Annotated in this window: 15 protein-coding genes; 4 read left to right on the top strand and 11 right to left on the bottom strand. The window is 74.7% G+C overall.

What is annotated here, in order from left to right; genetic code table 11:
- Positions 1-124: 124 nt before the first annotated feature.
- From ACF068_RS23635 to ACF068_RS23615, 5 genes are all read right to left on the bottom strand, one after another.
- On the bottom strand, positions 125-1471 hold the full coding sequence (locus ACF068_RS23635) for an SWIM zinc finger family protein (RefSeq protein WP_392276266.1): 1347 nt from the start codon (positions 1469-1471) through the stop codon (positions 125-127).
- Positions 1468-4446, bottom strand: coding sequence for a DEAD/DEAH box helicase (locus tag ACF068_RS23630; RefSeq protein ID WP_392276265.1), 2979 nt, complete (start codon positions 4444-4446; stop codon positions 1468-1470). The genes ACF068_RS23635 and ACF068_RS23630 overlap by 4 nt, the downstream gene beginning before the upstream one ends.
- 81 nt (positions 4447-4527) lie before the next feature.
- Complete coding sequence (locus ACF068_RS23625) at positions 4528-5970, bottom strand: carboxylesterase/lipase family protein (RefSeq protein WP_392276264.1); 1443 nt, start codon at positions 5968-5970, stop codon at positions 4528-4530.
- Positions 5971-6054: 84 nt separating this feature from the next.
- Positions 6055-6483, bottom strand: a complete 429-nt coding sequence (locus ACF068_RS23620) for a DoxX family protein (RefSeq protein WP_392276263.1) — start codon at positions 6481-6483, stop codon at positions 6055-6057.
- Between the two features lie 121 nt (positions 6484-6604).
- On the bottom strand, positions 6605-7312 hold the full coding sequence (locus ACF068_RS23615; protein WP_392276262.1) for a class I SAM-dependent methyltransferase: 708 nt from the start codon (positions 7310-7312) through the stop codon (positions 6605-6607).
- A gap of 116 nt (positions 7313-7428) precedes the next feature.
- Between ACF068_RS23615 and ACF068_RS23610 the strand changes: the two genes are divergently transcribed.
- The gene (locus ACF068_RS23610; protein WP_392276261.1) at positions 7429-7701 is read left to right on the top strand and encodes a DUF6343 family protein; all 273 of its coding nucleotides are present in this window, start codon (positions 7429-7431) and stop codon (positions 7699-7701) included.
- 85 nt (positions 7702-7786) lie between these two features.
- Here ACF068_RS23610 and ACF068_RS23605 read toward each other — a convergent pair whose 3' ends face one another.
- The 4 genes from ACF068_RS23605 to rpsA all read right to left on the bottom strand — a co-directional run bounded on the left by ACF068_RS23605 (position 7787) and on the right by rpsA (position 11751).
- Positions 7787-8179 (bottom strand): tetratricopeptide repeat protein, encoded by a 393-nt coding sequence (locus tag ACF068_RS23605; RefSeq protein WP_392276260.1) that lies wholly within the window; start codon positions 8177-8179, stop codon positions 7787-7789.
- 185 nt (positions 8180-8364) lie between these two features.
- On the bottom strand, positions 8365-8988 hold the full coding sequence (coaE, locus tag ACF068_RS23600) for a dephospho-CoA kinase (protein ID WP_392276259.1): 624 nt from the start codon (positions 8986-8988) through the stop codon (positions 8365-8367).
- A 105-nt stretch (positions 8989-9093) separates the two neighbouring features.
- Positions 9094-10086, bottom strand: a complete 993-nt coding sequence (locus tag ACF068_RS23595) for a PAC2 family protein (RefSeq protein WP_392276258.1) — start codon at positions 10084-10086, stop codon at positions 9094-9096.
- Positions 10087-10245: 159 nt separating this feature from the next.
- On the bottom strand, positions 10246-11751 hold the full coding sequence (gene rpsA, locus ACF068_RS23590) for a 30S ribosomal protein S1 (protein WP_064073049.1): 1506 nt from the start codon (positions 11749-11751) through the stop codon (positions 10246-10248).
- Between the two features lie 350 nt (positions 11752-12101).
- Between rpsA and ACF068_RS23585 the strand changes: the two genes are divergently transcribed.
- Together ACF068_RS23585 and hrpB are read left to right on the top strand one after the other, a co-directional pair.
- Positions 12102-12896, top strand: a complete 795-nt coding sequence (locus tag ACF068_RS23585) for a class I SAM-dependent methyltransferase (RefSeq protein ID WP_392276257.1) — start codon at positions 12102-12104, stop codon at positions 12894-12896.
- Positions 12896-15448 (top strand): ATP-dependent helicase HrpB, encoded by a 2553-nt coding sequence (gene hrpB, locus ACF068_RS23580; protein WP_392276256.1) that lies wholly within the window; start codon positions 12896-12898, stop codon positions 15446-15448. The genes ACF068_RS23585 and hrpB overlap by 1 nt, the downstream gene beginning before the upstream one ends.
- A gap of 285 nt (positions 15449-15733) precedes the next feature.
- On the opposite strand, the gene ACF068_RS23575 is transcribed toward hrpB, so the two are convergent.
- Positions 15734-17452 carry a lytic transglycosylase domain-containing protein gene (locus ACF068_RS23575; RefSeq protein WP_392276255.1) on the bottom strand — a complete coding sequence of 573 codons (1719 nt, stop codon included), beginning with the start codon at positions 17450-17452 and terminating at the stop codon, positions 15734-15736.
- Positions 17453-17657: 205 nt separating this feature from the next.
- Between ACF068_RS23575 and ACF068_RS23570 the strand changes: the two genes are divergently transcribed.
- Complete coding sequence (locus ACF068_RS23570) at positions 17658-18467, top strand: DUF4184 family protein (protein ID WP_392276254.1); 810 nt, start codon at positions 17658-17660, stop codon at positions 18465-18467.
- Between the two features lie 134 nt (positions 18468-18601).
- On the opposite strand, the gene polA is transcribed toward ACF068_RS23570, so the two are convergent.
- A complete protein-coding gene (polA, locus tag ACF068_RS23565) occupies positions 18602-21256 on the bottom strand; it encodes a DNA polymerase I (protein WP_392276424.1) in 2655 nt (884 codons plus the stop codon).
- Positions 21257-21425: the final 169 nt, after the last annotated feature.

The raw sequence follows: 21425 nt of genomic DNA, 5'->3' as shown, positions 1-21425 counted from the left end.
GACGCATCCGCCATTCACCCCATCGAGTGGCGGTTCATTCGAACCCACACAGGCTCTTTACCTGTCGTCCTCCCCGGCCCCCGGTCGCCGGGGCCGGGGAGAGGACGACGCCCGGCCGCCGCGGTCAGCGCTCCAGGAGGTCGGTGAGGGCGCCGACCGGGTCCGCGTCGGGGGTGCCCCGGGGCCACCAGTCCTCGCGGTCGGGGTCCGACTCGTACCCGTACCAGAGGCCGTCGCGGCCGTAGCGCAGTTGCAGCGAGCGGGACGAGAGGCGGTTGCGCCAGGGGCGGAACTGCGGGAGGTCGGCGGCGATCAGCGCCGGGCGGGCGCGGTCGAAGGGGCCGGCGGGCGGGTCCCACGGCTCCTCCAGTACGGCCAGCCCGGCCGGTCCGCCCTGGCGCCAGGCGGCGACCGCGCGGGCCAGGTCGGCGGGGGCGCGGTCCAGGGCGGCGGCGAGGTCGCGGTAGAGGGCGCGGGTGGAGGCGGTCAGGCCGGAGCCCGGGTGGGCGGCCGCGAGACGGACGGCGTCCTGCCAGGGGGTGAGGACGGCGACCGGGTCCTGGCCGGTGGTCAGCAGCGTGTGGGCGCGGGCGGCCGCCTCGGTGGCCAGCATCTCCAGGGCCAGCGGGTCGGGTGCGGCCGGGTCCTCGGGGTAGAGGGGCGGGCGGCCGGGCCGGTCGGGCGCGGGCAGCGGGGGCGGCAGGGCCGTGGCCGGCGGGGAGGCGACGGCGTCGCGGGCGGGCACGGTCGGCATGGGCGGGGGCGCGGCGGACGCCTCGGCCGCCTCGTGGGCGGCGTTGCGGTGGCTGAGCGCGGCGAGGATCTCCTGCTCGCCCCGGCCGCGCATCAGGAAGAGCACGAACGGGTCCTCGTCCAGCAGCCGGGCCGCCTGGTAGCAGAGGGCGGCGGCGTGCTTGCACGGGTAGCCGTGGTCGGGGCAGGAGCAGTCGGGGACCAGGTCCCCGGGGCCGGGCAGCAGGTCGACGGCGGCGGCCAGCGCGTGCGGCACGTCCTTGTCGAGGAGGGCGGCGATGTGCTCGGGGCGGGCGGCCGCGGCGTCCAGGAACCGCTCCCAGTCGTCGTCGCCGAGGACCCGCAGCCGGATCTCCGTGCGGTACGGGCGGGGACGGCTGCCGTGGACGTACGCGGTGACGCGGCCCGGGGTGACGGTGACCGCGTCGACGTGCCCGGTGGAGGCGTACGCCCGCCCGCGGGCCAGGCGCGCCGGGTCCAGGGCGGTGTCCTCCAAGGCCTCGACCCAGGCGTTGCCCCACCAGGTGGCCGCGAACGTCCCCTCGGGGCCCCGCACGGGGGCGAGCTGCGGGAACGTACGGCGCCGGTCGTCGTGCAGCGGGACGCGCCGGGCGCCGCCGCCGGTACGGGGGCCGGGGCGCGGGCCGGGGCCGGCTCCGGGGCGGGGGGCCGGGTACGGGCCGGGGCCGGGGGGCGGGCCCGGGTGGTGGGGGCTCATGACAGCCTCCTCAAGGAGACGAGGTCGGCCAGCTCCCGGTCGGTGAGCTCGGTCAGGGCGGCCTCTCCCGAGCCCAGGACGGCGTCCGCCAGGGCCCGCTTGGCCAGCAGCATCTCCGCGATGCGGTCCTCCACGGTCCCCTCGGCGATCAGCCGGTGCACCTGGACGGGCTGGGTCTGCCCGATGCGGTACGCCCGGTCGGTGGCCTGCTCCTCGACGGCAGGGTTCCACCAGCGGTCGTAGTGCACGACATGGCCGGCCCGGGTGAGGTTGAGGCCGGTGCCGGCGGCCTTGAGCGACAGGACGAACACCGGGACCTCGCCGGACTGGAACCGGTCCACCATCCGCTCCCGCTCCGCCACCGGCGTGCCGCCGTGCAGCAGTTGGGAGGGGACGGCGCGGGCGGTCAGGTGGGCGGTGAGCAGCCGGGCCATGGTCACGTACTGGGTGAAGACCAGCACGGAGCCCTCCTCGGACAGGATCGTGTCGAGGAGTTCGTCGAGGAGCGCCAGCTTCCCGGAGCGGCCGGCCAGCCGGGCGGGGTCCTCCTTCAGGTACTGGGCGGGGTGGTTGCAGATCTGCTTCAGCGACGTCAGCAGCTTCATCACGAGCCCGCGCCGGGCGATGCCCTCGGCGCCCTCGATGCGCGCCATCGTCTCGCGCACCACCGCCTCGTAGAGCGACGCCTGCTCGCGGGTGAGGGGCACCGGGTGGTCGGACTCCGTCTTGGGCGGCAGCTCGGGGACGATGCCGGGGTCGGACTTCTTGCGGCGCAGCAGGAAGGGGCGGACGAGCCGGGCGAGGCGCTCGACCGCCTCGTCGTCCTCGATCCGGTCGGCGTTCTCCACCGCGCGGGCGTGCCGGGAGCGGAACGCCTTGAGCGGGCCCAGGAGCCCCGGGGTGGTCCAGTCGAGCAGCGCCCACAGTTCGGAGAGGTTGTTCTCGACGGGGGTGCCGGTGAGGGCCACACGCGCGGGCGCGGGGATGGTGCGCAATGCCTTGGCGGTCGCGGAGAACGGGTTCTTGACGTGCTGAGCCTCGTCGGCGACGACCATCCCCCACTCGTGGCCGGCCAGTTCTCCGGCGCTGGTGCGCATCGTGCCGTACGTGGTGAGCACGAAGCCCCCGTCGGTGCCCTCCAGGGTGCGGCCGGCGCCGTGGAAGCGGCGGACCGGGACTCCGGGGGCGAAGCGGGCGATCTCGCGCTGCCAGTTGCCGAGCAGGGAGGCCGGGCAGACGACGAGGGTGGGGGCGCGGCGGGCGCGGCGCAGGTGGAGGGCGATGAGCGTGACGGTCTTGCCGAGTCCCATGTCGTCGGCGAGGCAGCCGCCCAGGCCGAGGGACGTCATCAGGTCGAGCCAGGCCAGCCCGCGCAGTTGGTAGTCGCGCAAGGTGGCGTCCAGGCCGGGCGGCGGGCCGACGGTGCCGGGGCCCGCGACGAGCCGGTCCCGCAGGGCGGCGAGGGCGCCGACGGGGACGGCCTCGACCGTCTCGCCGTCCACCTCGGCGGTGCCGGTGAGCGCCACGGACAGCGCGTCGGCCGGTCCCAGCAGGCCCAGCTCCCGCTTGCGCGCCTTGCGTACGAGTGAGGGGTCGACGACCACCCACTGGTCCCGCAGCCGCACGACGGGGCGGTGCGCCTCGGCGAGGGCGTCCATCTCGCGCTCGGTCAGCGGGTCGCCGTCCAGCGCGAGCTGCCAGTTGAACCGGAGCAGTTCCTGGCTGTCGAAGAAGGCCGTGCCGTCCGTGGCCGAGCCGGGCGCGGGGCGGACGACCGCGGCGGCGGTGAGCGACCTGGCCAGTTCCCGGGGCCAGTGGACGGTCACACCGGCCGCGCCGAGCCGGGCGGCGGCCGGGCCGAGGAGTTCGTACAGCTCGTCCTCGGTGAGCGACAGGACGTCGGGGACGTCCCGCTCCAGCAGGCGGGCCAGCGGGCTCCACACGCGTGCCGCGCGGCGCAGCGCCAGGACGGCGTCGATCCGGGCGCGCGGCCCGAAGTGCTCGGCGCTCTCCCCGGCCCACAGTGCCGCCGCGTCCAGGACGAGGGTGGGGTCGGCGAGGCTGTGCACCTGGAGCACCGCGGCGGCGGCCTGCCGCTCCTCGCCGCCCTCCCGGAGGGTGTCGAACAGTTCGTACCCGGACAGGTCGAGGCGCAGCGAGACGCGGACCCCGGCGTCCATGCCGGCGGCCGCCTCGGCGGCCCACGCGCGCGCGTGGGGCAGGTGCTGCGGGCCGCGCGCCGCGAACGGCGCCCCCGCGGCGTACGCGGCGGCCGGTGTGCGGGGCAGGGTGTCGGCGACGGCGTCCAGGAACGCCCGGACCAGGGCCTCGGGCTCCGGGAGCCGGAGGGGGCTGAGCCCGGGGAGGGGCACCGCGTGGGCCTCGTACGGCATCGCGGCCGCGACGGCGCGGAGGTGGGCGATGTCGTCGGCGTCCAGCGGGCCGGCCCGCCAGGCGTCCAGGTCCCCCGCCGCGAGGCCGGGCAGGAGGCGGCCCCGCCCGGCGAGGTGCAGGGCGTGCAGGGCGGCGGCGCCCCAGCAGGCGGCCGCGGGGTGCGCGGCGGGGTCGTGCCGTGCGGCGACCAGCACGGGCAGGGCGTCCGCGACGGGCAGGACCACCGCCGGGACCGTGCGGCTCCGCACCCCCGTCCCGTGCGCCCGCACCACGGTGAGCGTGCCCGGACCGGCGGTCCCCGCCTCGGCAGCGGCCCCGGCCGCCGCGCCGGTCGCCGCGCCGGTGGGCGGGTACGCGCCGGTCGCCGGGTACGCGCCGGCGGTCGTCCCGCCCGGGGCGCCGGCCCACGGTCCGGCGGGCGGCGCCGACGGTCCGGCCGGCGGCCCGGGGCGCGCCGAAGACGCCGGCGGCGGGGGCAGCGGGCGGCCGTCGGGGGACCAGAAGGCCACCCGCCCCTCGCGGGGCAGCGCGGCGGGGAGGAAGACGGCGGCGAAGGCGTGCAGCGGCGGCCGCTGCTCCATGGCCGGTCACCTCCCCTCACGCTGGTCGTGTCGTGGATCTACGACCTTACGGCGGGGGTCTGACAATCGGGCCGAGCCCGGTCAGCGCACGCTCTCCCACAGCGCCCGCTCGGCACCGCGCGGGTCGTCCACCGTGCCGGGTGCGGCGTCGTCGAAGACCCTCGTCGTCCGCTTCCGCGGGTCGTACGCAGGCCAGCCCGGGTCACCGGTCGTCGCGAACGCCACCCAGGCCCCGTGCATCGCGTCCGCCACCGGCTGCGACGGGTCCTCGCCGGTCAGCGGCGCGTACACCGGGTCGCCGAGCCGGTCGAAGACGTACGCCAGCTCCCCCGCATGGCAGGCCCCCAGCCGCCCGCCGAAGGCGGAGGACCGCCGGGCGAACTCGTAGACGTACGAGCCCGGCACCGACTCGGCCAGCCGGACGGCGGGGATCCGGAAGAACCAGTCCGTCACCATCGCGTCGAAGAGCTCCCCCGGCGAGGCACCGGGCCTCGCGTCCCGGTAGACGGGCAGGGCCTTGTCCGGGTCCAGGCCGTACGCCTCGGCGGCGGCGCGGAGTCTGTCCTCCGACAGCAGGTGCAGGCGCTGGGTGGGGACGAGAAAGAGCCGGTACTCCTCGCGGTTGCTGCCGACCAGCAGGTCGACGCCGCAGTCGGGCCCGGGCAGGACCGGGCCGTCGGTCACCGGCTCGAAGGGCATGGCGTTGAGCGCCGCCTCGCCCCACATGGCGGGGTCGGGGCGTGCGCCGATCTCGGCCCGCAGCTCGGCCTGGGCCGGCAGGAGCCGGTCGAGCGGTACGGCGGCGAAGGCGCCGGGCGTCGGCGCGACGTCCAGTTTCGCGGCCAGCCGGGCGGTGATCCGGCGGGCCGACGCGGGGCGGAGGAAGTGGTGTGCCGCCCCGCTCTGGAGTATCGCCCGGTGGAACAGGCCGCGGGCCCGGGCGTCGCCCAGGAGGACGCCGATGCTCATCGCCCCGGCGGACTCGCCGAAGAGGGTCACCCGGTCCGGGTCGCCGCCGAAGGAGGCGATGTTGTCGCGGACCCATTCCAGGGCGGCCGTCTGGTCGAGGAGCCCCCGGTTGTCCGGGACGCCGTCCAGGTGCAGGAACCCCTCGGCTCCCAGGCGGTAGTTGAGGGAGACGAAGACGACGCCGTCCCGCGCGAAGGCGCTGCCGTCGTACGCCGAGGACGCCGCCGATCCGTTGGTGAAGGCCCCGCCGTGCAGCCACACCATGACCGGCAGCCGGGCACCGGGTCCGGGGGACGGGGTCCATACGTTCAGGTTGAGGCAGTCCTCGCCCGGGATCGTCGTCTCCGGTATGAGCGTGTCGAACGGCGGGGCGTAGGGCGCCTTGGGCGGGGTGGGGCCGTGGGCGGTGGCGTCCCGTGTCCCGGTCCACGCGCGCGGGGGAGCCGGTGGCCCGAAGCGCAGCGGGCCGAAGGGCGGGGCCGCGTACGGAATGCCCAGGAAGGAGGCGATCCCGTCGGAGGAGATGGTGCCGCGTACGGAGCCCTGCCTGGTCATGCACACCGGTCGCATCGGGGTCCCTTCGTCGTGGTGCCTCTCTCGTACCGTGCCGCCGGGCCCCGCGTAAAGGTCCCCCAGGGTTCACGTCCGGCGGCGGGCCAGGGCCAGGAGTTCGGCGTTATGGTGGCGACGGGTCCGGGCGACGACGGCCAGCAATGCGGCGAAGACCACCGGGGTGAACCAGTACCGCCCGTCCAGGAACACGAGTTGGGTGACGAGCGCGCCCGCCATGAGGCCGATGAGCGCGAGTGCCGCCACCCCGGACAGGAGGGGGACCACCAGCCCGACGGCCCCGGCCAGTTCCAGGGCGCCGACCAGGTACATGAACCAGTCGCCGAACCCGATGGTGTCGAAGGACTCCGCGGCCGAGGCGTGTCCGACCAGCTTCGGCGCGGCGCTGGGGACCGCGAAGAACAGGGCGAGGACGATCTGGAGCACGCGCACGCCGATGTCGGCCCGTCGGGTCGGCGCGGAGGCCGCGGTGGTGGTCCGGGCGGTGGTGGCGCTCATGTGGGTCTCCCTCTGGGGGTGGTGAAATCGTGTCAGAGGATGGACCGGGGGAACGCCGGAAAGTCATCGGCCGTCGGGCCGCCGATCGTCGGGCCGTGCCGGATCGACGGGGCGCCGGTCGTCAGGCCGCCGAGCCTCCGAGGACGGGCCGTGCCCGCGCCCAGGTGCCGTCGTCGGTCAGGTAGGTCTCCACCGCGAGGCCGGCCGCGCGCAGGCTGTCCTCGAACTCCGCCACGGACAACGGCCGGGACAGGAACGTCTGGGTCCAGCGGGCGTCGGGGAAGACGTACTCGGCCACCACCCGGTCGACCCCGTCCCCGACCGGTTCGGCCGAGGCGATCCGCACGGTGCAGCCGGCCGGGTCGACCCGCTCGCGCGGTACGCGGGTGTGCCAGTCCGGGCCCTCGCGCTGGACCAGGACGCACCCGTCGTCCGCCACGTGCCGCCGGCAGGCCGCGAGCAGCCCGTCGCGCACCCGCCGGTCACCGGTGTGCACCAGGAAGGAGCCCAGGAGGACGGCGTCGAACCGCTCCTCCAGGTCCAGGATCTCGATCGGGCTCTGTACGGTCCTGATGCCGGGGACCCGGTTGCGGACCCGCTCCAGCATCTCGGCCGACTCGTCCACCGCGGTGACCCGGAGGCCGCGTTCGACCAGCGGCCGGGTGATGCGGCCCGCCCCGCTGCCGAGCTCCAGCAGGGTCGCCCCCGCCGGCACCGCGGCGGCGACGACGTCCGGCTCGGCGCCCGGGGCGAGCCTCTCGTACAGATCGACGGCACAGCCGTCCGGGGTGATCGCCCCCGGGCCGGTGCCCTGGTGTCCCTCGCGCATCCGTCCGCTCATATGCCCGGAACGGCCGGCGGCACGGGCCCGTTCCCGTCCGGCGGCGGGATGGCTCGGATCGAACGGTCACCGGGCGGGTACCCGGCGGTCGGAGGGTGATCGCCATGCGTACAGGCAGTGAACCGAGGACCGCGCGCAGCCCCCTCCGGATCCGCTTCTGGCTGGGTGTGTGGGGCCTGATCTGGGCGGGTGCGGGAACGGCGGCCTTCGCGCTGGCCGGCCGGCCCGGGTGGGCGGCCGCCTGCGGGGTGCTGGCCGTGGTCGTGGTGGTCGACCTGGTGGTCGTCCTGCGCCACATCCGCCAGGGCCCGCACTACCAGCCGGGCCGCGACGTGCCCCCGTACGACCCCGGCGACCGGCGCCCGGACGGCCGCTAGCCCGTCGGTCGCGCGGCCCGCCGGGGCGGGCATACGGGGTGGGCACCCGACGCCGGCCTGCCGGGGCGGGCGCGCGGCGGCGTGGTCACTCCTCGGTGGGGACGTCCGCGGGGAAGTCGACCGGGAAGCGTGCCGCCTCCAGGTACTCCGGCTTGGGGTCCAGGGCGGCGGCGAGGCGGAAGTGGCGCTTGGCCTGCTCGGGCCGGCCGGAGCGCTGGAAGGTGCGGGCCAGCGCGAAGTGCGCGAAGGCGTTGTCCGGCTCGCGCTCCAGCACCAGCTCGAACTCCAGCTCGGCGGGTCGGAGCTGGGCGGCCGCGAAGAAGGCGCGGGCCCGCAGCAGCCGGGCGGCGGTGTTCTCCGGATGGGCGGCGATCACGGAGTCCAGCAGCTTGACCGCACCGCGTGGGTCCCGGGCGGCGAGCAGCCGCTCCGCCGCGCGGTAGTCGATGACGTGGGTCTCCGGGTTGGTCTCGGGCACGCTGTCATCCTTCCCTCGCTCCGGCGGTTCAACGTGCGCGGCGCCGGCGGTATTCCTCCGGGCCCGCGGGTCCTGCTTCAGCGGCCCCGTCGGCGGGCCCCGGTCGCGGGTCCCCGTCGGCGGGCCCCGGTCGCGGGTCCCCGTCGGCGGGCCCCGTCAGGCCCCGCGGCCGCCGCGGCGGGTGCTCACCCGTCCCGGCCGGCCGGCCCCTGGGCGGCGGCCCGCTCCGTCAGGTGCTCCCACACCTCGCGTACCTGGGGCTCCAGGGCCTCCAGCGGCCCGTCGTTGTCGATCACCAGGTCCGCGACGGCGCGCCGCTGCTCGCGGGTGGCCTGGGCGGCCATCCGGGCGCGGGCCTCGGCCTCGGTCATGCCGCGCTGCCGGACCAGCCGGTCGAGCTGGGTCGCCGGAGAGGCGTCGACGACCACGACGAGGTCGTACAGCGGCGCCAGGCCGTTCTCCGTGAGCAGCGGGACGTCGTGCACGACCACCGCGTCCGGGCCGGCGGCGGCCTCCAGCTCGGCGGAGCGGGCCCCCACGAGGGGGTGGACGATGCGGTTCAGCGTGGCCAGCCGCTCGGCGTCGGAGAAGACGATGGAGCCGAGCCGGGGGCGGTCGAGGGTGCCCCCGTCGGTGAGGATGTCCGGTCCGAACGCCTCCACGACGGCCGCGAGCCCGGGGGTTCCGGGCTCGACGACCTCGCGGGCGATCCTGTCGGCGTCGACGACCACCGCTCCGTACGAGGAGAGCAGCCGCGAAACCTCGCTCTTTCCGGCGCCGATTCCGCCGGTCAACCCAACCTTCAGCATGAGCGGAAGCCTAGGGGGTGTCTCGCCGATCATGCCGGACGGGTGCCGGAGGTCGCCCCACGGTGCCGGAGGTCGCCCCCGGGTGTCAGAGGTCGCCCCCGGGTGTCAGAGGTCGCCCTCCCGCTCGGCGAGGAACCGCTCGAACTCGCGGCCGAGCTCGTCGGCCGAGGGCAGCTCCACCGGTTCGGCGACCAGGTTGCCGCGCGTCTCGGCGCCGGCCATCGCGTCGTACTGGTGCTCCAGCCCCTGCACGAGCGCGACCAGTTCCTCGTCGCCCTCGCCGATCTGGCGCTCGATCTCGGTCTGGGTGCGGTGGGCCTGCGTGCGCAGCGCGTGCGCGATGCCGGGCAGGACGAGACCGGTCGCGGCCGTGATGGCCTCCACGGCGGTCAGTGCCGCGTCCGGGTAGGCGGACCGGGCCACGTAGTGCGGAACGTGGGCGGCGACCCCGAGGACGTCGTGCCCGGCCTCCATGAGCCGGTATTCGACCAGCGCCTCGGCACTGCCGGGCACCTGCGCCTCGTCGAACGGGCTGTGGTGCCCGGGCATCAGGTCGGTGCGGTTGCCGTGCGGGGTCAGACCGACGGGACGGGTGTGGGGCACGCCCATGGGGATGCCGTGGAAGTTGACCGAAAGCCGCACCCCGAGCCGCTCGACGATCTGCCGTACGGCCACGGCGAACCGCTCCCACTCCACGTCGGGCTCCGGCCCGGACAGCAGCAGGAAGGGCGCCCCGGTGGCGTCCTGGACGAGCCGGACCTCGATGGCGGGGGTCTCGTACCCGGCCCAGCGGTCGCGCTTGAAGGTGAGCAGCGGACGGCGCGCCCGGTAGTCCACGAGCCGGTCGTGGTCGAAGCGGGCCACGACCTGGTGGGGCAGCGTCTCCAGCAGGTTCTCGACGATCTGGTCGCCGGTCTCACCCGCGTCGATGTAGCCGCCGAAGTGGTAGAGCATGACCAGGCCGGCCGACTCCTGCGCCAGCGCCATGTCGACGACGGCCAGGCCCTTCGGCTCCCATGCGTACAAATCCTGGGGATCAAGCACGATTACCGCTCCTCCTCGTGTTCGTAGGAAGAACGTCACCGGCCCTACGGGCATTCCCGGGGGTCGCTGTCCGGTCTGCCCCGCCGGACCGGGATGGCCCGAACGCTTCGAGGCAGGCGGGCCTTTCGCGCGCACGACCGAGGCCCGCCCCCCGATGGGGACGGGCCTCGGTCGTGCTACTTACCGCTCACCGTTCGGCGAGGAGCCGGGAGGTCAGCTCTGGCCGCCGGCCAGCTTCTCGCGGAGGGCAGCCAGGGCCTCGTCCGACGCCAGGGCGCCGGAGTTGTCGTCCGACTCCGAGGAGTACGAACCACCCGAGACGCCCGCCGGGGCACCGGCCGCGGCGGCGGCGGCGCCACCCTCGGCAGCGGCGGCCTCGTCGGCCTCGCGGGACTTGATGACCTGGGCCTGGTGCTGCTCGAAGCGCTGCTGCGCCTCGGCGTACTGGGTCTCCCACGCCTCGCGCTGGGTCTCGTAGCCCTCGAGCCAGTCGTTGGTCTCGGGGTCGAAGCCCTCGGGGTAGATGTAGTTGCCCTGGTCGTCGTACGACGCGGCCATGCCGTACAGGGTCGGGTCGAACTCGACCGAGGCCGGGTCGGAACCGAAGGACTCGTTGGCCTGCTTCAGCGAGAGGCTGATGCGGCGGCGCTCGAGGTCGATGTCGATGACCTTGACGAAGATCTCGTCGTTGACCTGGACGACCTGCTCCGGGATCTCCACGTGGCGCTCGGCCAGCTCGGAGATGTGGACCAGACCCTCGATGCCCTCGTCCACGCGGACGAACGCACCGAACGGAACCAGCTTGGTGACCTTACCCGGGACGACCTGACCGATCTGGTGCGTACGGGCGAACTGCTGCCACGGGTCCTCCTGCGTCGCCTTCAGCGACAGGGAGACACGCTCGCGGTCCATGTCCACGTCGAGGACCTCGACGGTGACTTCCTGGCCGACCTCGACAACCTCGGACGGGTGGTCGATGTGCTTCCAGGACAGCTCGGAGACGTGGACCAGACCGTCGACGCCGCCCAGGTCGACGAACGCACCGAAGTTGACGATCGAGGAGACGACGCCGGAGCGGACCTGACCCTTCTGCAGGGTCGTGAGGAACGTCTGGCGCACCTCGGACTGGGTCTGCTCGAGCCAGGCGCGGCGGGACAGGACCACGTTGTTGCGGTTCTTGTCCAGCTCGATGATCTTCGCCTCGAGCTCCTTGCCCACGTAGGGCTGGAGGTCGCGGACACGACGCATCTCGACGAGGGAGGCCGGCAGGAAGCCACGGAGGCCGATGTCGAGGATGAGACCACCCTTGACGACCTCGATGACGGTGCCGGTGACGATGCCGTCCTCTTCCTTGATCTTCTCGATGGTGCCCCAGGCACGCTCGTACTGGGCGCGCTTCTTCGAGAGGATCAGGCGGCCTTCCTTGTCCTCCTTCTGGAGAACAAGGGCCTCGATCTCGTCGCCGACCTTGACGACCTCGTTCGGGTCGACGTCGTGCTTGATCGAGAGCTCGCGGCTCGGGATGACACCTTCGGTCTTGTAACCGATGTCGAGCAGGACCTCGTCCCGGTCGACCTTCACGATGACGCCGTCGACGATGTCGCCGTCGTTGAAGTACTTGATCGTCTCGTCGATCGCGGCGAGGAAGGCTTCCTCGTTACCGATGTCGTTGACCGCAACCTGCGGGGTGGTGGCGGTGGTCTCGGTGCTGCTCGTCATGTGGGAAAGGGCTCCGGTACGGACAGAAAGTCGTAGGTACTGCTACGCCGAGAGCCCGTATCGCAGCTGAAGAAGCCGGACAGCCAAGGAAGCGCCCATCCCCGCCAGGGGAGGCGCCTCGACAACCGAGGGGACATACAACAGATGCGAGCGCGACCTGCTCCGTCTGAGGCGCGCAGGCCCGCAGCGCAACCTTTAGCATACGGGGACGTCCGGACAGGGTCAATGCGCGAAGGCGCACACCCGGGGCAGAACGTCGCATACCCGGCACATTTAAAGTTTCCCAAGGCCATCGTGGCCGCGGCTGCCGCTTCGCCGGGAGCCGTGCGCAACCTACAACGGCGGGCGGGATGATCCAAGAGTACGAGCCTGAAGCCACGCGGCGCCACGCCGATGAGGCGGAGAGCAGCCGGGCGAGCCGCGGCTGGTGGGACCGGAACGCGGACGAGTACCAGAGCGAGCACGGGGCGTTCCTGGGGGACGACCGGTTCGTGTGGGGACCGGAGGGGCTGGACGAGGCCGAGGCGGGCCTCCTGGGGGACGTGTCCGGGCGGGACGTCCTGGAGATCGGCGCGGGTGCCGCCCAGTGTTCGCGCTGGCTGGCCGCCCGGGGAGCCCGTCCGGTGGCCCTGGACCTGTCCCACCGGCAGCTCCAGCACGCACTGCGGATCGGGCGGGATGTGCCCCTGGTGGAGGCCGATGCCACCGCGCTGCCGTTCGCGGACGGCTCCTTCGACCTGGCGTGCTCGGCGTACGGGGCGGTGCCCTTCGTGGCCGATCCGGTGCGGGTGTTCCGGGAGGTGCGGAGGGTGCTGCGGCCGGGCGGCCGGTGGGTGTTCTCGGTGACCCACCCCATCCGGTGGGCCTTCCCCGACGAGCCGGGTCCGGAGGGCCTGTCCGTCTCCGCGTCCTACTTCGACCGCACCCCTTATGTGGAGCAGGACGAGGAGGGGCGGGCCGTGTACGTCGAGCACCACCGCACCCTCGGGGACCGGGTGCGGGACGTGGTCGCGGGCGGGTTCCGCCTCGTGGACCTCGTCGAGCCGGAGTGGCCCGCGTGGAACGGCCAGGAGTGGGGCGGTTGGTCCCCGCTGCGCGGGAACCTGATCCCGGGGACGGCGATCTTCGTCTGCGAGCGGGTCTGATGCGCCTGCGGGACGAGGCCCGGGACCTTCCCGTACGTACCGCCCTGCCCGCCCTGGAGCGGGCGCTGGACGCGCACGGGTCGGCGGTGCTGTGCGCCCCGCCCGGGACGGGCAAGACCACCCTGGTGCCGCTGGAACTCGCGGCGGGCGGCGCGCGTGTCGTGGTCGCCGAGCCCCGGCGGATCGCGGCGCGGGCGGCGGCCCGGCGGATGGCGTGGCTGCTGGGCGAGCAGGTGGGCGGCCGGGTGGGCTTCACGGTGCGCGGCGAGCGGGTGGTGTCCCGGGAGACCGTCGTCGAGGTGGTGACGACGGGGGTGCTGCTCCAGCGGCTCCAGCGCGACCCGGAGCAGGCCGGGGTGGACGTGGTGATCCTGGACGAGTGCCACGAGCGGCACCTGGACGCGGACACGGCCGCCGCCTTCCTGCTGGACGTACGGGCGGCCCTGCGGCCCGAGCTGCGGCTGGTGGCCGCGTCCGCGACGACCGACGCGGAGGGCTGGGCCCGGCTGCTGGGCGGGGCTCCGGTGGTGGAGGCGGCGGGGACGTCCCATCCCGTGGAGGTGGTGTGGTCCCCGCCGGCCGGGCCGGTGCGGCCGCCGCACGGGACGTTCGTGGACCCGGCGCTGCTGGCGCACGTGGCGTCGGTGGTGCGGCGGGCGCTGGCGGAACACGAGGGCGACGTCCTGTGCTTCCTGCCCGGTGTCGGGGAGATCGCGCGCGTGGCGGGCCTGTTGTCGTCCGTGGGGGCGGAGGTGCTCCAGGTGCACGGGCGGGCGCCGGCCGCCGTGCAGGACGCGGTGCTCTCCCCGGGGCGGGGGCGGCGGGTGGTGCTGGCCACGTCGGTCGCCGAGTCGTCCCTGACGGTTCCCGGGGTGCGGGTGGTGGTGGACTCCGGGCTGGCGCGTGAGCCGCGGGTGGACCACGCGCGGGGCCTGGGGTCGCTGACGACGGTACGGGCGTCCAGGGCGGCCGGCCGCCAGCGCGCGGGCCGTGCCGGGCGCGAGGGGCCGGGCGTGGTCCTCCGGTGCTGGGCGGAGGCGGAGGACGGGCGCCTGCCGCGGTTCCCGGCGCCCGAGATCCAGGTGGCCGACCTGGCCGGGTTCGCGCTCCGGGCGGCCGCCTGGGGCGAGCCCGACGCGTCGGGCCTGGCCCTGCTGGACGCGCCGCCGCCGGGCGCGATGGCGGCCGCCCGGTCGGTGCTGGCGGCGATCGGCGCGGTCGACGGGGCGGGCCGGGTGACGGACCGGGGCGTGACGATGGCCCGGCTGGGACTGCACCCGCGGCTGGCCCGCGCGCTGCTGGACGGCGCGCCGGTGATCGGCGCGCGGCGCGCGGCGGAGGTCGTGGCCCTGCTGAGCGAGGAGCCGCCGCGGGAGTACGGCGACGACCTGGCGGGCGCGTGGCGGGCGGCGCGTGGCGGTGGAGACGCGTACGGCTCCCGCTGGCGCCAGGAGGCGCGGCGGCTGGCCCGCCAGGTGGACGCCCGCGAGGCGCCCGGTGGCGCGGAGCCGCGCGGAGGCGCGGGGCCGGTCGGGGGCGCGGGGCCGGTCGGGGGCGCGGGGCCGGTCGGTGGGCGCGGCTGGAGTGACGACGCGGCGGCCGGTCTGGTGGCGGCGCTGGCCTTTCCCGAGCGGGTCGCGCGGGCCAAGGGCGAGGGGGCGTACCTGATGGCGTCCGGCACGGGGGCGGCGCTCGCCCCGGGGTCCCGGTTGCGCGGCTCGGAGTGGCTCGCGGTCGCGGTCGCGGACCGCCCGGCGCACGCCGCCTCCGCGCGCGTCCGGCTGGCCGCCGTGGTGGACGAGGACACCGCCCGGGAGGCGGCCCGGCACCTGCTCACGTCGGGCGAGGAGGTCCACTGGGAGGAGGGGGACGTGGTCGCCCGGTCGGTGGAGCGGCTGGGCGCCGTCGACCTCGCCGTACGGCCGCTGAAGGACCCGGACGCGGGGCTCGTCCGGGACGCGCTGCTCCAGGGGCTGCGGAGCGAGGGGCTGGGGCTGCTGCGCTGGTCCCGCGAGTCGGGCGAGCTGCGGCAGCGGCTGGCGTTCCTGCACCGGGTGCTGGGCGCGCCGTGGCCCGACGTGACGGACGCCGCGCTGCTGGAGCGTACGGAGGAGTGGCTGGAGCCCGAGCTGTCGCGGGCCCGGCGCCGGGCCGACCTGGGCCGGATCGACGCGGGGCAGGCCCTGCGGCGGCTGCTGCCCTGGGCCACCGGGGAGGCGGCCCGGCTGGAGGAGCTGGCGCCGGAGCGGATCGAGGTGCCGAGCGGCTCACGGATCCGGGTCGAGTACGGAGGTGAGCAGCCGGTGCTGGCGGTCAAGCTCCAGGAGATGTTCGGCCTCGCGGAAACGCCGTCCGTGGCGGGTGTTCCGGTGCTGGTGCACCTGTTGTCCCCGGCCGGGCGGCCCGCCGCCGTCACGGCGGACCTGGCGTCCTTCTGGCGCGACGGATACCGCGCGGTCCGCGCGGAGCTGCGCGGCCGGTACCCGAGGCACCCGTGGCCGGAGGATCCGTCGGTGGCCGAGCCGACCCGCCGGACGAACGCGCGCCGCTGACGGCGGCGCGGCGGCGCGGCGGCGCCCGGCGCCCGGCGCCCGGGGATCCGGGACGCCATGGTGCCGTCGGGGCCGACGACGTGGGAGAGGGCGTTCCGGACGACGACGTCCCGGCCGGCGTCGCGTGGCGCGCATGGATCGGCCCCCTCGCCTGATCCTCCGTCAGTTCACCGGCGGGGCGGTGAGCACACACGGCACCGCCCCGCCGTATGGGGCGGGGCGGTGCGGGGTCGTGCGGGGTGGCGCGCCGGGTGGTGTGCCCCGGTGTCGTGACGCGGGAGCCGGTCAGGCCACCGTGAGTTCGACGGTCAGGGTCGCTCCGCCGGTGGTGGTGAGGCGGAGCAGGAAGGTGCCGGTCCCGGCGTCCGCGTGGATCTTCGGCAGCGTGAGCGTGCCGTCCGCGGCGGTGGTCAGGCCGTCCAGGCTGCGGACCGGGTTCCCTTGCGCGTCCTTGAAGAAGGGGCCCTTGTCCGCGGTGGTGGCGTCGTCCGCGCTCGTGACCATGGTGGCGGTCAGCGCGACCCCGGAGGCGGCCGCGCCCTTGTACGTCGCCTTCACCTGGACCTGGTCCGCGAACTCCGTCCCGGGCGCGGCCGTCAGCGTCTTGCCGTCCGTCCGGGTCAGGGCGTCGGCCTGGCGGGCGGTGACGGTCACGGTGCGGTCGGCGGGGGCGAGCGTGCGGCCCACCACGGTGGCCCGGACGGTGAACTCGCCGGTCCGCTCCCCCGCCTGGAGCGCGGGCGCGGTGGCGGTGCCGTCGGCGCCGGTGAGGACGGTGACCGCGGTGGCCCCGTCCGGGAAGCGGGAGTCGGTGTCGCCGACCAGGGCGAAGCGCACGCCGACCCGGGCCACCGGCTTGCCCGACACGTCCAGCGCCGTGACGGCGGGGCGCTCCGCGAACCGGGTGCCCGCCGTGGCGGTCAGCGGCGCGGTGGCCGCGGCCTTGAGGCGCGCGACGGTGGCGGCGGGCGTCGGGGTGGGGGTCGGCGTGGGCGTCGGGGTGGGGGTGGGCGTCGGCTTCGCCGGCGGGGTCGGCGTGGGCGTCGGGGTCGGCGTCGGCTTGGGGGTGGCCGTGCCGCCGCCGGTGGTCGGGCCCGGGGTGGGCGCGGGGGTGGTGGGCGTGACCGGAACGAGCGGCGAGGGGGTCGGCCGCGGCGTGGTGATCGCGCCGGAGCCGTCGTCGCTGCGGTCGATCGGCAGGACGCCCGTGCCGTCCGGCACCTGGTGGCTGTTGTTCTTGTAGTACTCGAACCAGGACAGCACCGTGCGCAGGTACTCCGTCGAGCGGTTGTAGCTGAGGATCGCCTTGTCCAGGTCGGCCCTGAGCGACAGGTCGCGGTCGTTCGCGCACAGGTACATGCCGGCCGCCCGGGCGGCGTCGTAGATGTTGTTCGGGTCCTTGCGGCCGTCACCGTTGGCGTCCTGGCCCCAGGTGGCCCAGGTGGAGGGGATGAACTGCATGGGGCCGACCGCGCGGTCGTGCTTCGCGTCCCCGTCGTAGGCACCGCGGTCGGTGTCGGAGATGTCGGCGAATCCGACGCCGTTGAGGACCGGTCCGAGGATGGGCGAGAAGGTCGTGCCGTTGGCGTCGACCCGGCCGCCGCGTGCCTGGCCGGACTCCACCTTGCCGATGCCGGCGAGGAGCTGCCAGGGGAGGTTGCAGCCGGAGTCGGTGGTCTTGAGGTGCTGCTCGGCCTGCTTGTAGGCGGCGAGCACGGTCGCGGGTATGCCCGCCTCGGCGGGGCCCGTGACGACCGGTGTGGTGGGCGCGCCGGGCTTCGCCGGGGTGTGCAGCGGCGGCAGGTCCGTGTAGTACGGGGAGTTGCCGGTCGCCGAGCCGTCGGAGGACGGGAGCGTGGCGTCGGTCAGCGGCTGGCCGTCGCCGCCGGCCGCGGCGGTCGTGACCCCGGGTGCCTGTGATGCGGAGAGCGCCGCCACCGCGGCCGCCGCCACCGCGGTGCTGGTGGCTCCCTTGCGCAGTCGACGGCCGATGTGCCCTGCCATACGTGTGGTCCCTCCCCGGTGGCCCTTCGCGCTCCCCAGCGCGGTGACTCAGGCGACCCTACGTCAACTCGGCCCCGCCGGACACCGCCTCCTGACCGGTTTTCACGCTTTCGTCACCTCCGGGTCGCCCGGAATCCGGTGGGCGAACGTCACGCATACTGGGCGCCGTTGATCCGAGCTACGTACAACGGGGGACGGGACGGTCATGCCTTTCACGCTCAGCCATGCCGCGGCGGTACTGCCGGGGATACGGAGGTCCGGCACCGCACGGGGGCCGCTCGTCGCGTCGGCGCTCGTCATGGGGTCGTTCGCGCCCGACATGACCTATTTCGCCGACACCGCCGTCCCGGGCGCGATGCTCTTCGGGGACGTCACGCACAGCCTGGTGGGGATCCTGACCGTCGACGCCCTGATCGCCGCCGCGCTGGTGGCGGTGTGGCTGATGGTGCGTGAGCCGCTGCTGGCGCTGGTGCCGGCGCGGTGGCAGGGCAGGGTGCACGCGCTGGTGCGGGGCGAGTCCTGGCGCGGGCGGCCGCCGCTGGGGCTGGCGGCCCGCTTCTACGCGTCGGCCGTCATCGGGGCGGCGACGCACGTGGTGTGGGACCTGTTCACGCACGCCGACCGCTGGGGGACGAGGGTGCTGCCGGCGCTCGGCGAGGTGGTGGCCGGTTTCCCGCTGTACCTGTACGCGCAGTACGGCGGTTCGGCCGTCGCCCTGGTGGTGCTGGTGTGGTTCGTGGCCGGGGCGCTGCGGCGGGTCCCGCCGGAGGCGGCGGTGCGGGCTCCGGCGTCGGTGCCGGTGCTGGACCGGCGGGGGCGGCTGCTGGCGGGGGTGCTGCTGGGGGCGTGCGTGACGGCGGGGATCGTGCACCGGTGCGCCCGGTGGTACGCGTACTGGGGCCGGATCGACACCCCGCTCGACATCATCCCCACGGCCTGCTTCGGCGCGGGCGCGGGGCTGGCGGGAGGCCTGCTGCTGTACGGCGCGGGGATGCGGCTGCGTCGCGAGGGGTGAGCCCCCCGCGGGCCGGGCGCCCGTCCGCCGCGTCGTTCGGTCGCGTGCCCCTGGGCACCGGCCCCTCGGCAGCGGCATGGCGCGCCGCCGGTGGCCCCGGGTGCGACCGGGGCCACCGGCGGGCGCGCGTCCGCTCAGTGCGCGGCGGAGTCCCAGTCCGGGCCCACGCCCACCGAGACGTCCAGCGGCGCCCGCAGTTCGACCGCCGAGGACATCTCGCGGCGGACGAGCTCCTCGACCCGCTCACGCTCGCCGGGGGCCACCTCCAGCACGATTTCGTCGTGCACCTGGAGCAGCATCCGGGTGGTGAGGCCCGCCTCCCGCAGCGCCCGGTCGACGTTGAGCATCGCGACCTTCACGATGTCGGCGGCCGTGCCCTGGATCGGGGCGTTGAGCGCCATCCGCTCGGCCGACTCACGGCGCTGGCGGTTGTCGCTGTTGAGGTCCGGCAGGTACCGGCGGCGGCCGAGCATCGTCTCCGTGTACCCGGTGGCGCGCGCCTCGTCGACGACCCGGCGCAGGTAGTCCCGCACACCGCCGAACCGCTCGAAGTACGTGTCCATCAGGGCGCGCGCCTCGCCCGCCTCGATGTTGAGCTGCTGGGACAGGCCGAAGGCGGACAGGCCGTAGGCCAGGCCGTACGACATGGCCTTGATCTTGCGGCGCATCTCGGCGTCGACGGCGGACCGCTCCACCCCGAAGACCTGCGAAGCGACGGTGGTGTGCAGGTCCTCGCCGGAGGTGAACGCCTCGATCAGGCCCTCGTCCTCCGACAGGTGGGCCATGACCCGCAGCTCGATCTGGCTGTAGTCGGCCGTCATCAGGGACTCGAAGCCCTCGCCGACGACGAAGCCGTGCCGGATGGCGCGGCCCTCGTCGGTGCGGACCGGGACGTTCTGGAGGTTGGGGTCCGTGGACGACAGGCGGCCCGTCGCGGCGACCGTCTGGCTGAAGGTGGTGTGGATGCGGCCGTCCGCCGCGATCGTCTTGATCAGGCCTTCGACCGTGGAGCGCAGCCGGGCCTGCTCACGGTGGCGCAGCATGATGACCGGCAGTTCGTGCTCGGTCTGGGCGGCCAGCCACGCCAGCGCGTCGGCGTCCGTGGTGTAACCGGTCTTCGTCTTCTTCGTCTTGGGCAGGTTCAGCTCGCCGAAGAGGACTTCCTGGAGCTGCTTGGGCGAGCCGAGGTTGAACTCGTGCCCGACGGAGGCGTGCGCCTCCTTGACCGCCTGCTGGACGGCGCCCGCGAACTGCTGCTCCATGGCCTCCAGATGGGCGCGGTCGGCGGAGATGCCGTGCCGCTCCATGCGGGCGAGCAGCAGGGAGGTGGGCAGCTCCACGTCGTGGAGCAGGCCGGTCGCACCGACCTCCGCCAGCTTCTCGCCGAACGCCTCCCCCAGGTCCAGGACCGCGCGGGCCTGGGCCATCAGGGCGTCGGCCTCGGCTTGTTCGTCGGCGCCGAAGGCGAGCTGGCCGTCCGCGGCCGCCGGGGCGAGCTCGCGGTGCAGGTACTCGACGGACAGGGCGTCCAGCGCGAAGGACCGGCGGCCCGGCTTGACCAGGTAGGCGGCGAGGGCGGTGTCCATGGTGATGCCCTCGAGGTGCCAGCCGTGCTCGGGGAGGACCCGCAGCGCCTCCTTGGCGCTGTGCACGACCTTCGGCCGGGCCGGGTCGGCGAGCCAGCCGGCGAACGCCTTCTCGTCGGACTCGTCGAGCTGGGTGGTGTCGAACCAGGCCGCCTTGCCGTCGGCGGCGGCCAGCGCCACCTCGGCGACATTGCCCACGCCCAGCGCCCAGGTGGCGACGGTGGCCACACCGAGGGGCTGCCGGCCGTGCTCCTCCAGCCAGGCCGCCACCTCGCCGGCGCCCAGCACCGAGCCGTCCAGCTCGACACCGGCGGCCGGGGCGGGGGCCTCTTCCTCCGCCGCGCCCGGGTCGACCGCCAGGAGCCGGTCCCGGAGGCTCGGGTTGCGGATCTCCAGGACCTCCAGGAAGCCCTTCAGCGCCGTCCTGTCGTACGGCCGGCGCTCCAGGTCCGCGACCCCCTTGGGCAGCTCCACGTCACGGACCAGCTCCGTCAGGTGCCGGTTCAGCTTGACCGACTCCAGGTGGTCGCGCAGCGCCTGTCCGACCTTGCCCTTGACCTCGTCGGCGCGCTCCACGAGCTCGGCGAACGAACCGAACTGATTGATCCACTTCGTGGCCGTCTTCTCGCCCACACCGGGGATGCCCGGCAGGTTGTCCGACGGGTCGCCGCGCAGGGCGGCGAAGTCCGGGTACTGCGACGGGGTCAGCCCGTACTTCTCCTGCACCTTCTCCGGGGTGAAGCGGGTCAGCTCGGAGACGCCCTTGGTGGGGTACAGCACCGTGATGTGGTCGGACACGAGCTGGAAGGAGTCACGGTCGCCGGTGACGATCAGCACCTCGAAGCCCGCCGCCTCGGCCTGGGTGGCCAGGGTGGCGATGACGTCGTCCGCCTCGAAGCCGTCGACCGCGAACCGGTCCGCGTTCATCGTGTCCAGCAGCTCGCCGATCAGCTCCACCTGCCCCTTGAACTCGTCGGGGGTCTTGGAGCGGTTCGCCTTGTACTCGGGGAAGTCCGCCGAGCGCCAGGTCTTGCGGGACACGTCGAACGCCACGGCGAAGTGCGTGGGCGACTCGTCACGCAGCGTGTTCGCCAGCATCGACGCGAAGCCGTAGATGGCGTTGGTCGTCTGGCCGCTCGCGGTGGTGAAGTTCTCCGCGGGCAGCGCGAAGAACGCCCGGTACGCCAGGGAGTGCCCGTCCATGAGGAGCAGGCGCGGACGGTTGTCGTCGGTCTTCTTCGATGCTGTCTCTACCACGGGGACGATCCTGCCACGGCGCACTGACAATCCCGACCGAGCGAGCCTTGAGTCCGCCGCTGTCGGTGCCACGTGACAGGATCGGAGACGTACACCGAAGACGTCCGTCGGACAC

Source organism: Streptomyces sp. NPDC016309, from assembly GCF_043077235.1.
In the GTDB taxonomy this organism is placed as follows: domain Bacteria; phylum Actinomycetota; class Actinomycetes; order Streptomycetales; family Streptomycetaceae; genus Streptomyces.
Note: the sequence above shows the minus strand (reverse complement) of the source record. Positions and strands in the feature narration are given on the sequence as shown.

What these genes read in the sequence shown, in the direction of transcription:
- ACF068_RS23635 (WP_392276266.1), bottom strand. Translation starts at nt 1,471, where the DNA reads ATGAGCCCCCACCACCCGGGCCCGCCCCCCGGCCCCGGCCCGTACCCG.
- ACF068_RS23570 (WP_392276254.1), top strand. Translation starts at nt 17,658, where the DNA reads ATGCCTTTCACGCTCAGCCATGCCGCGGCGGTACTGCCGGGGATACGG.
- ACF068_RS23610 (WP_392276261.1), top strand. Translation starts at nt 7,429, where the DNA reads ATGCGTACAGGCAGTGAACCGAGGACCGCGCGCAGCCCCCTCCGGATC.
- ACF068_RS23575 (WP_392276255.1), bottom strand. Translation starts at nt 17,452, where the DNA reads ATGGCAGGGCACATCGGCCGTCGACTGCGCAAGGGAGCCACCAGCACC.
- ACF068_RS23620 (WP_392276263.1), bottom strand. Translation starts at nt 6,483, where the DNA reads ATGAGCGCCACCACCGCCCGGACCACCACCGCGGCCTCCGCGCCGACC.
- ACF068_RS23585 (WP_392276257.1), top strand. Translation starts at nt 12,102, where the DNA reads ATGATCCAAGAGTACGAGCCTGAAGCCACGCGGCGCCACGCCGATGAG.
- ACF068_RS23615 (WP_392276262.1), bottom strand. Translation starts at nt 7,312, where the DNA reads ATGCGCGAGGGACACCAGGGCACCGGCCCGGGGGCGATCACCCCGGAC.
- hrpB (WP_392276256.1), top strand. Translation starts at nt 12,896, where the DNA reads ATGCGCCTGCGGGACGAGGCCCGGGACCTTCCCGTACGTACCGCCCTG.
- polA (WP_392276424.1), bottom strand. Translation starts at nt 21,256, where the DNA reads ATGGACGGGCACTCCCTGGCGTACCGGGCGTTCTTCGCGCTGCCCGCG.
- ACF068_RS23625 (WP_392276264.1), bottom strand. Translation starts at nt 5,970, where the DNA reads ATGACCAGGCAGGGCTCCGTACGCGGCACCATCTCCTCCGACGGGATC.
- rpsA (WP_064073049.1), bottom strand. Translation starts at nt 11,751, where the DNA reads ATGACGAGCAGCACCGAGACCACCGCCACCACCCCGCAGGTTGCGGTC.
- ACF068_RS23630 (WP_392276265.1), bottom strand. Translation starts at nt 4,446, where the DNA reads ATGGAGCAGCGGCCGCCGCTGCACGCCTTCGCCGCCGTCTTCCTCCCC.
- ACF068_RS23595 (WP_392276258.1), bottom strand. Translation starts at nt 10,086, where the DNA reads ATGCCCGTAGGGCCGGTGACGTTCTTCCTACGAACACGAGGAGGAGCG.
- coaE (WP_392276259.1), bottom strand. Translation starts at nt 8,988, where the DNA reads ATGCTGAAGGTTGGGTTGACCGGCGGAATCGGCGCCGGAAAGAGCGAG.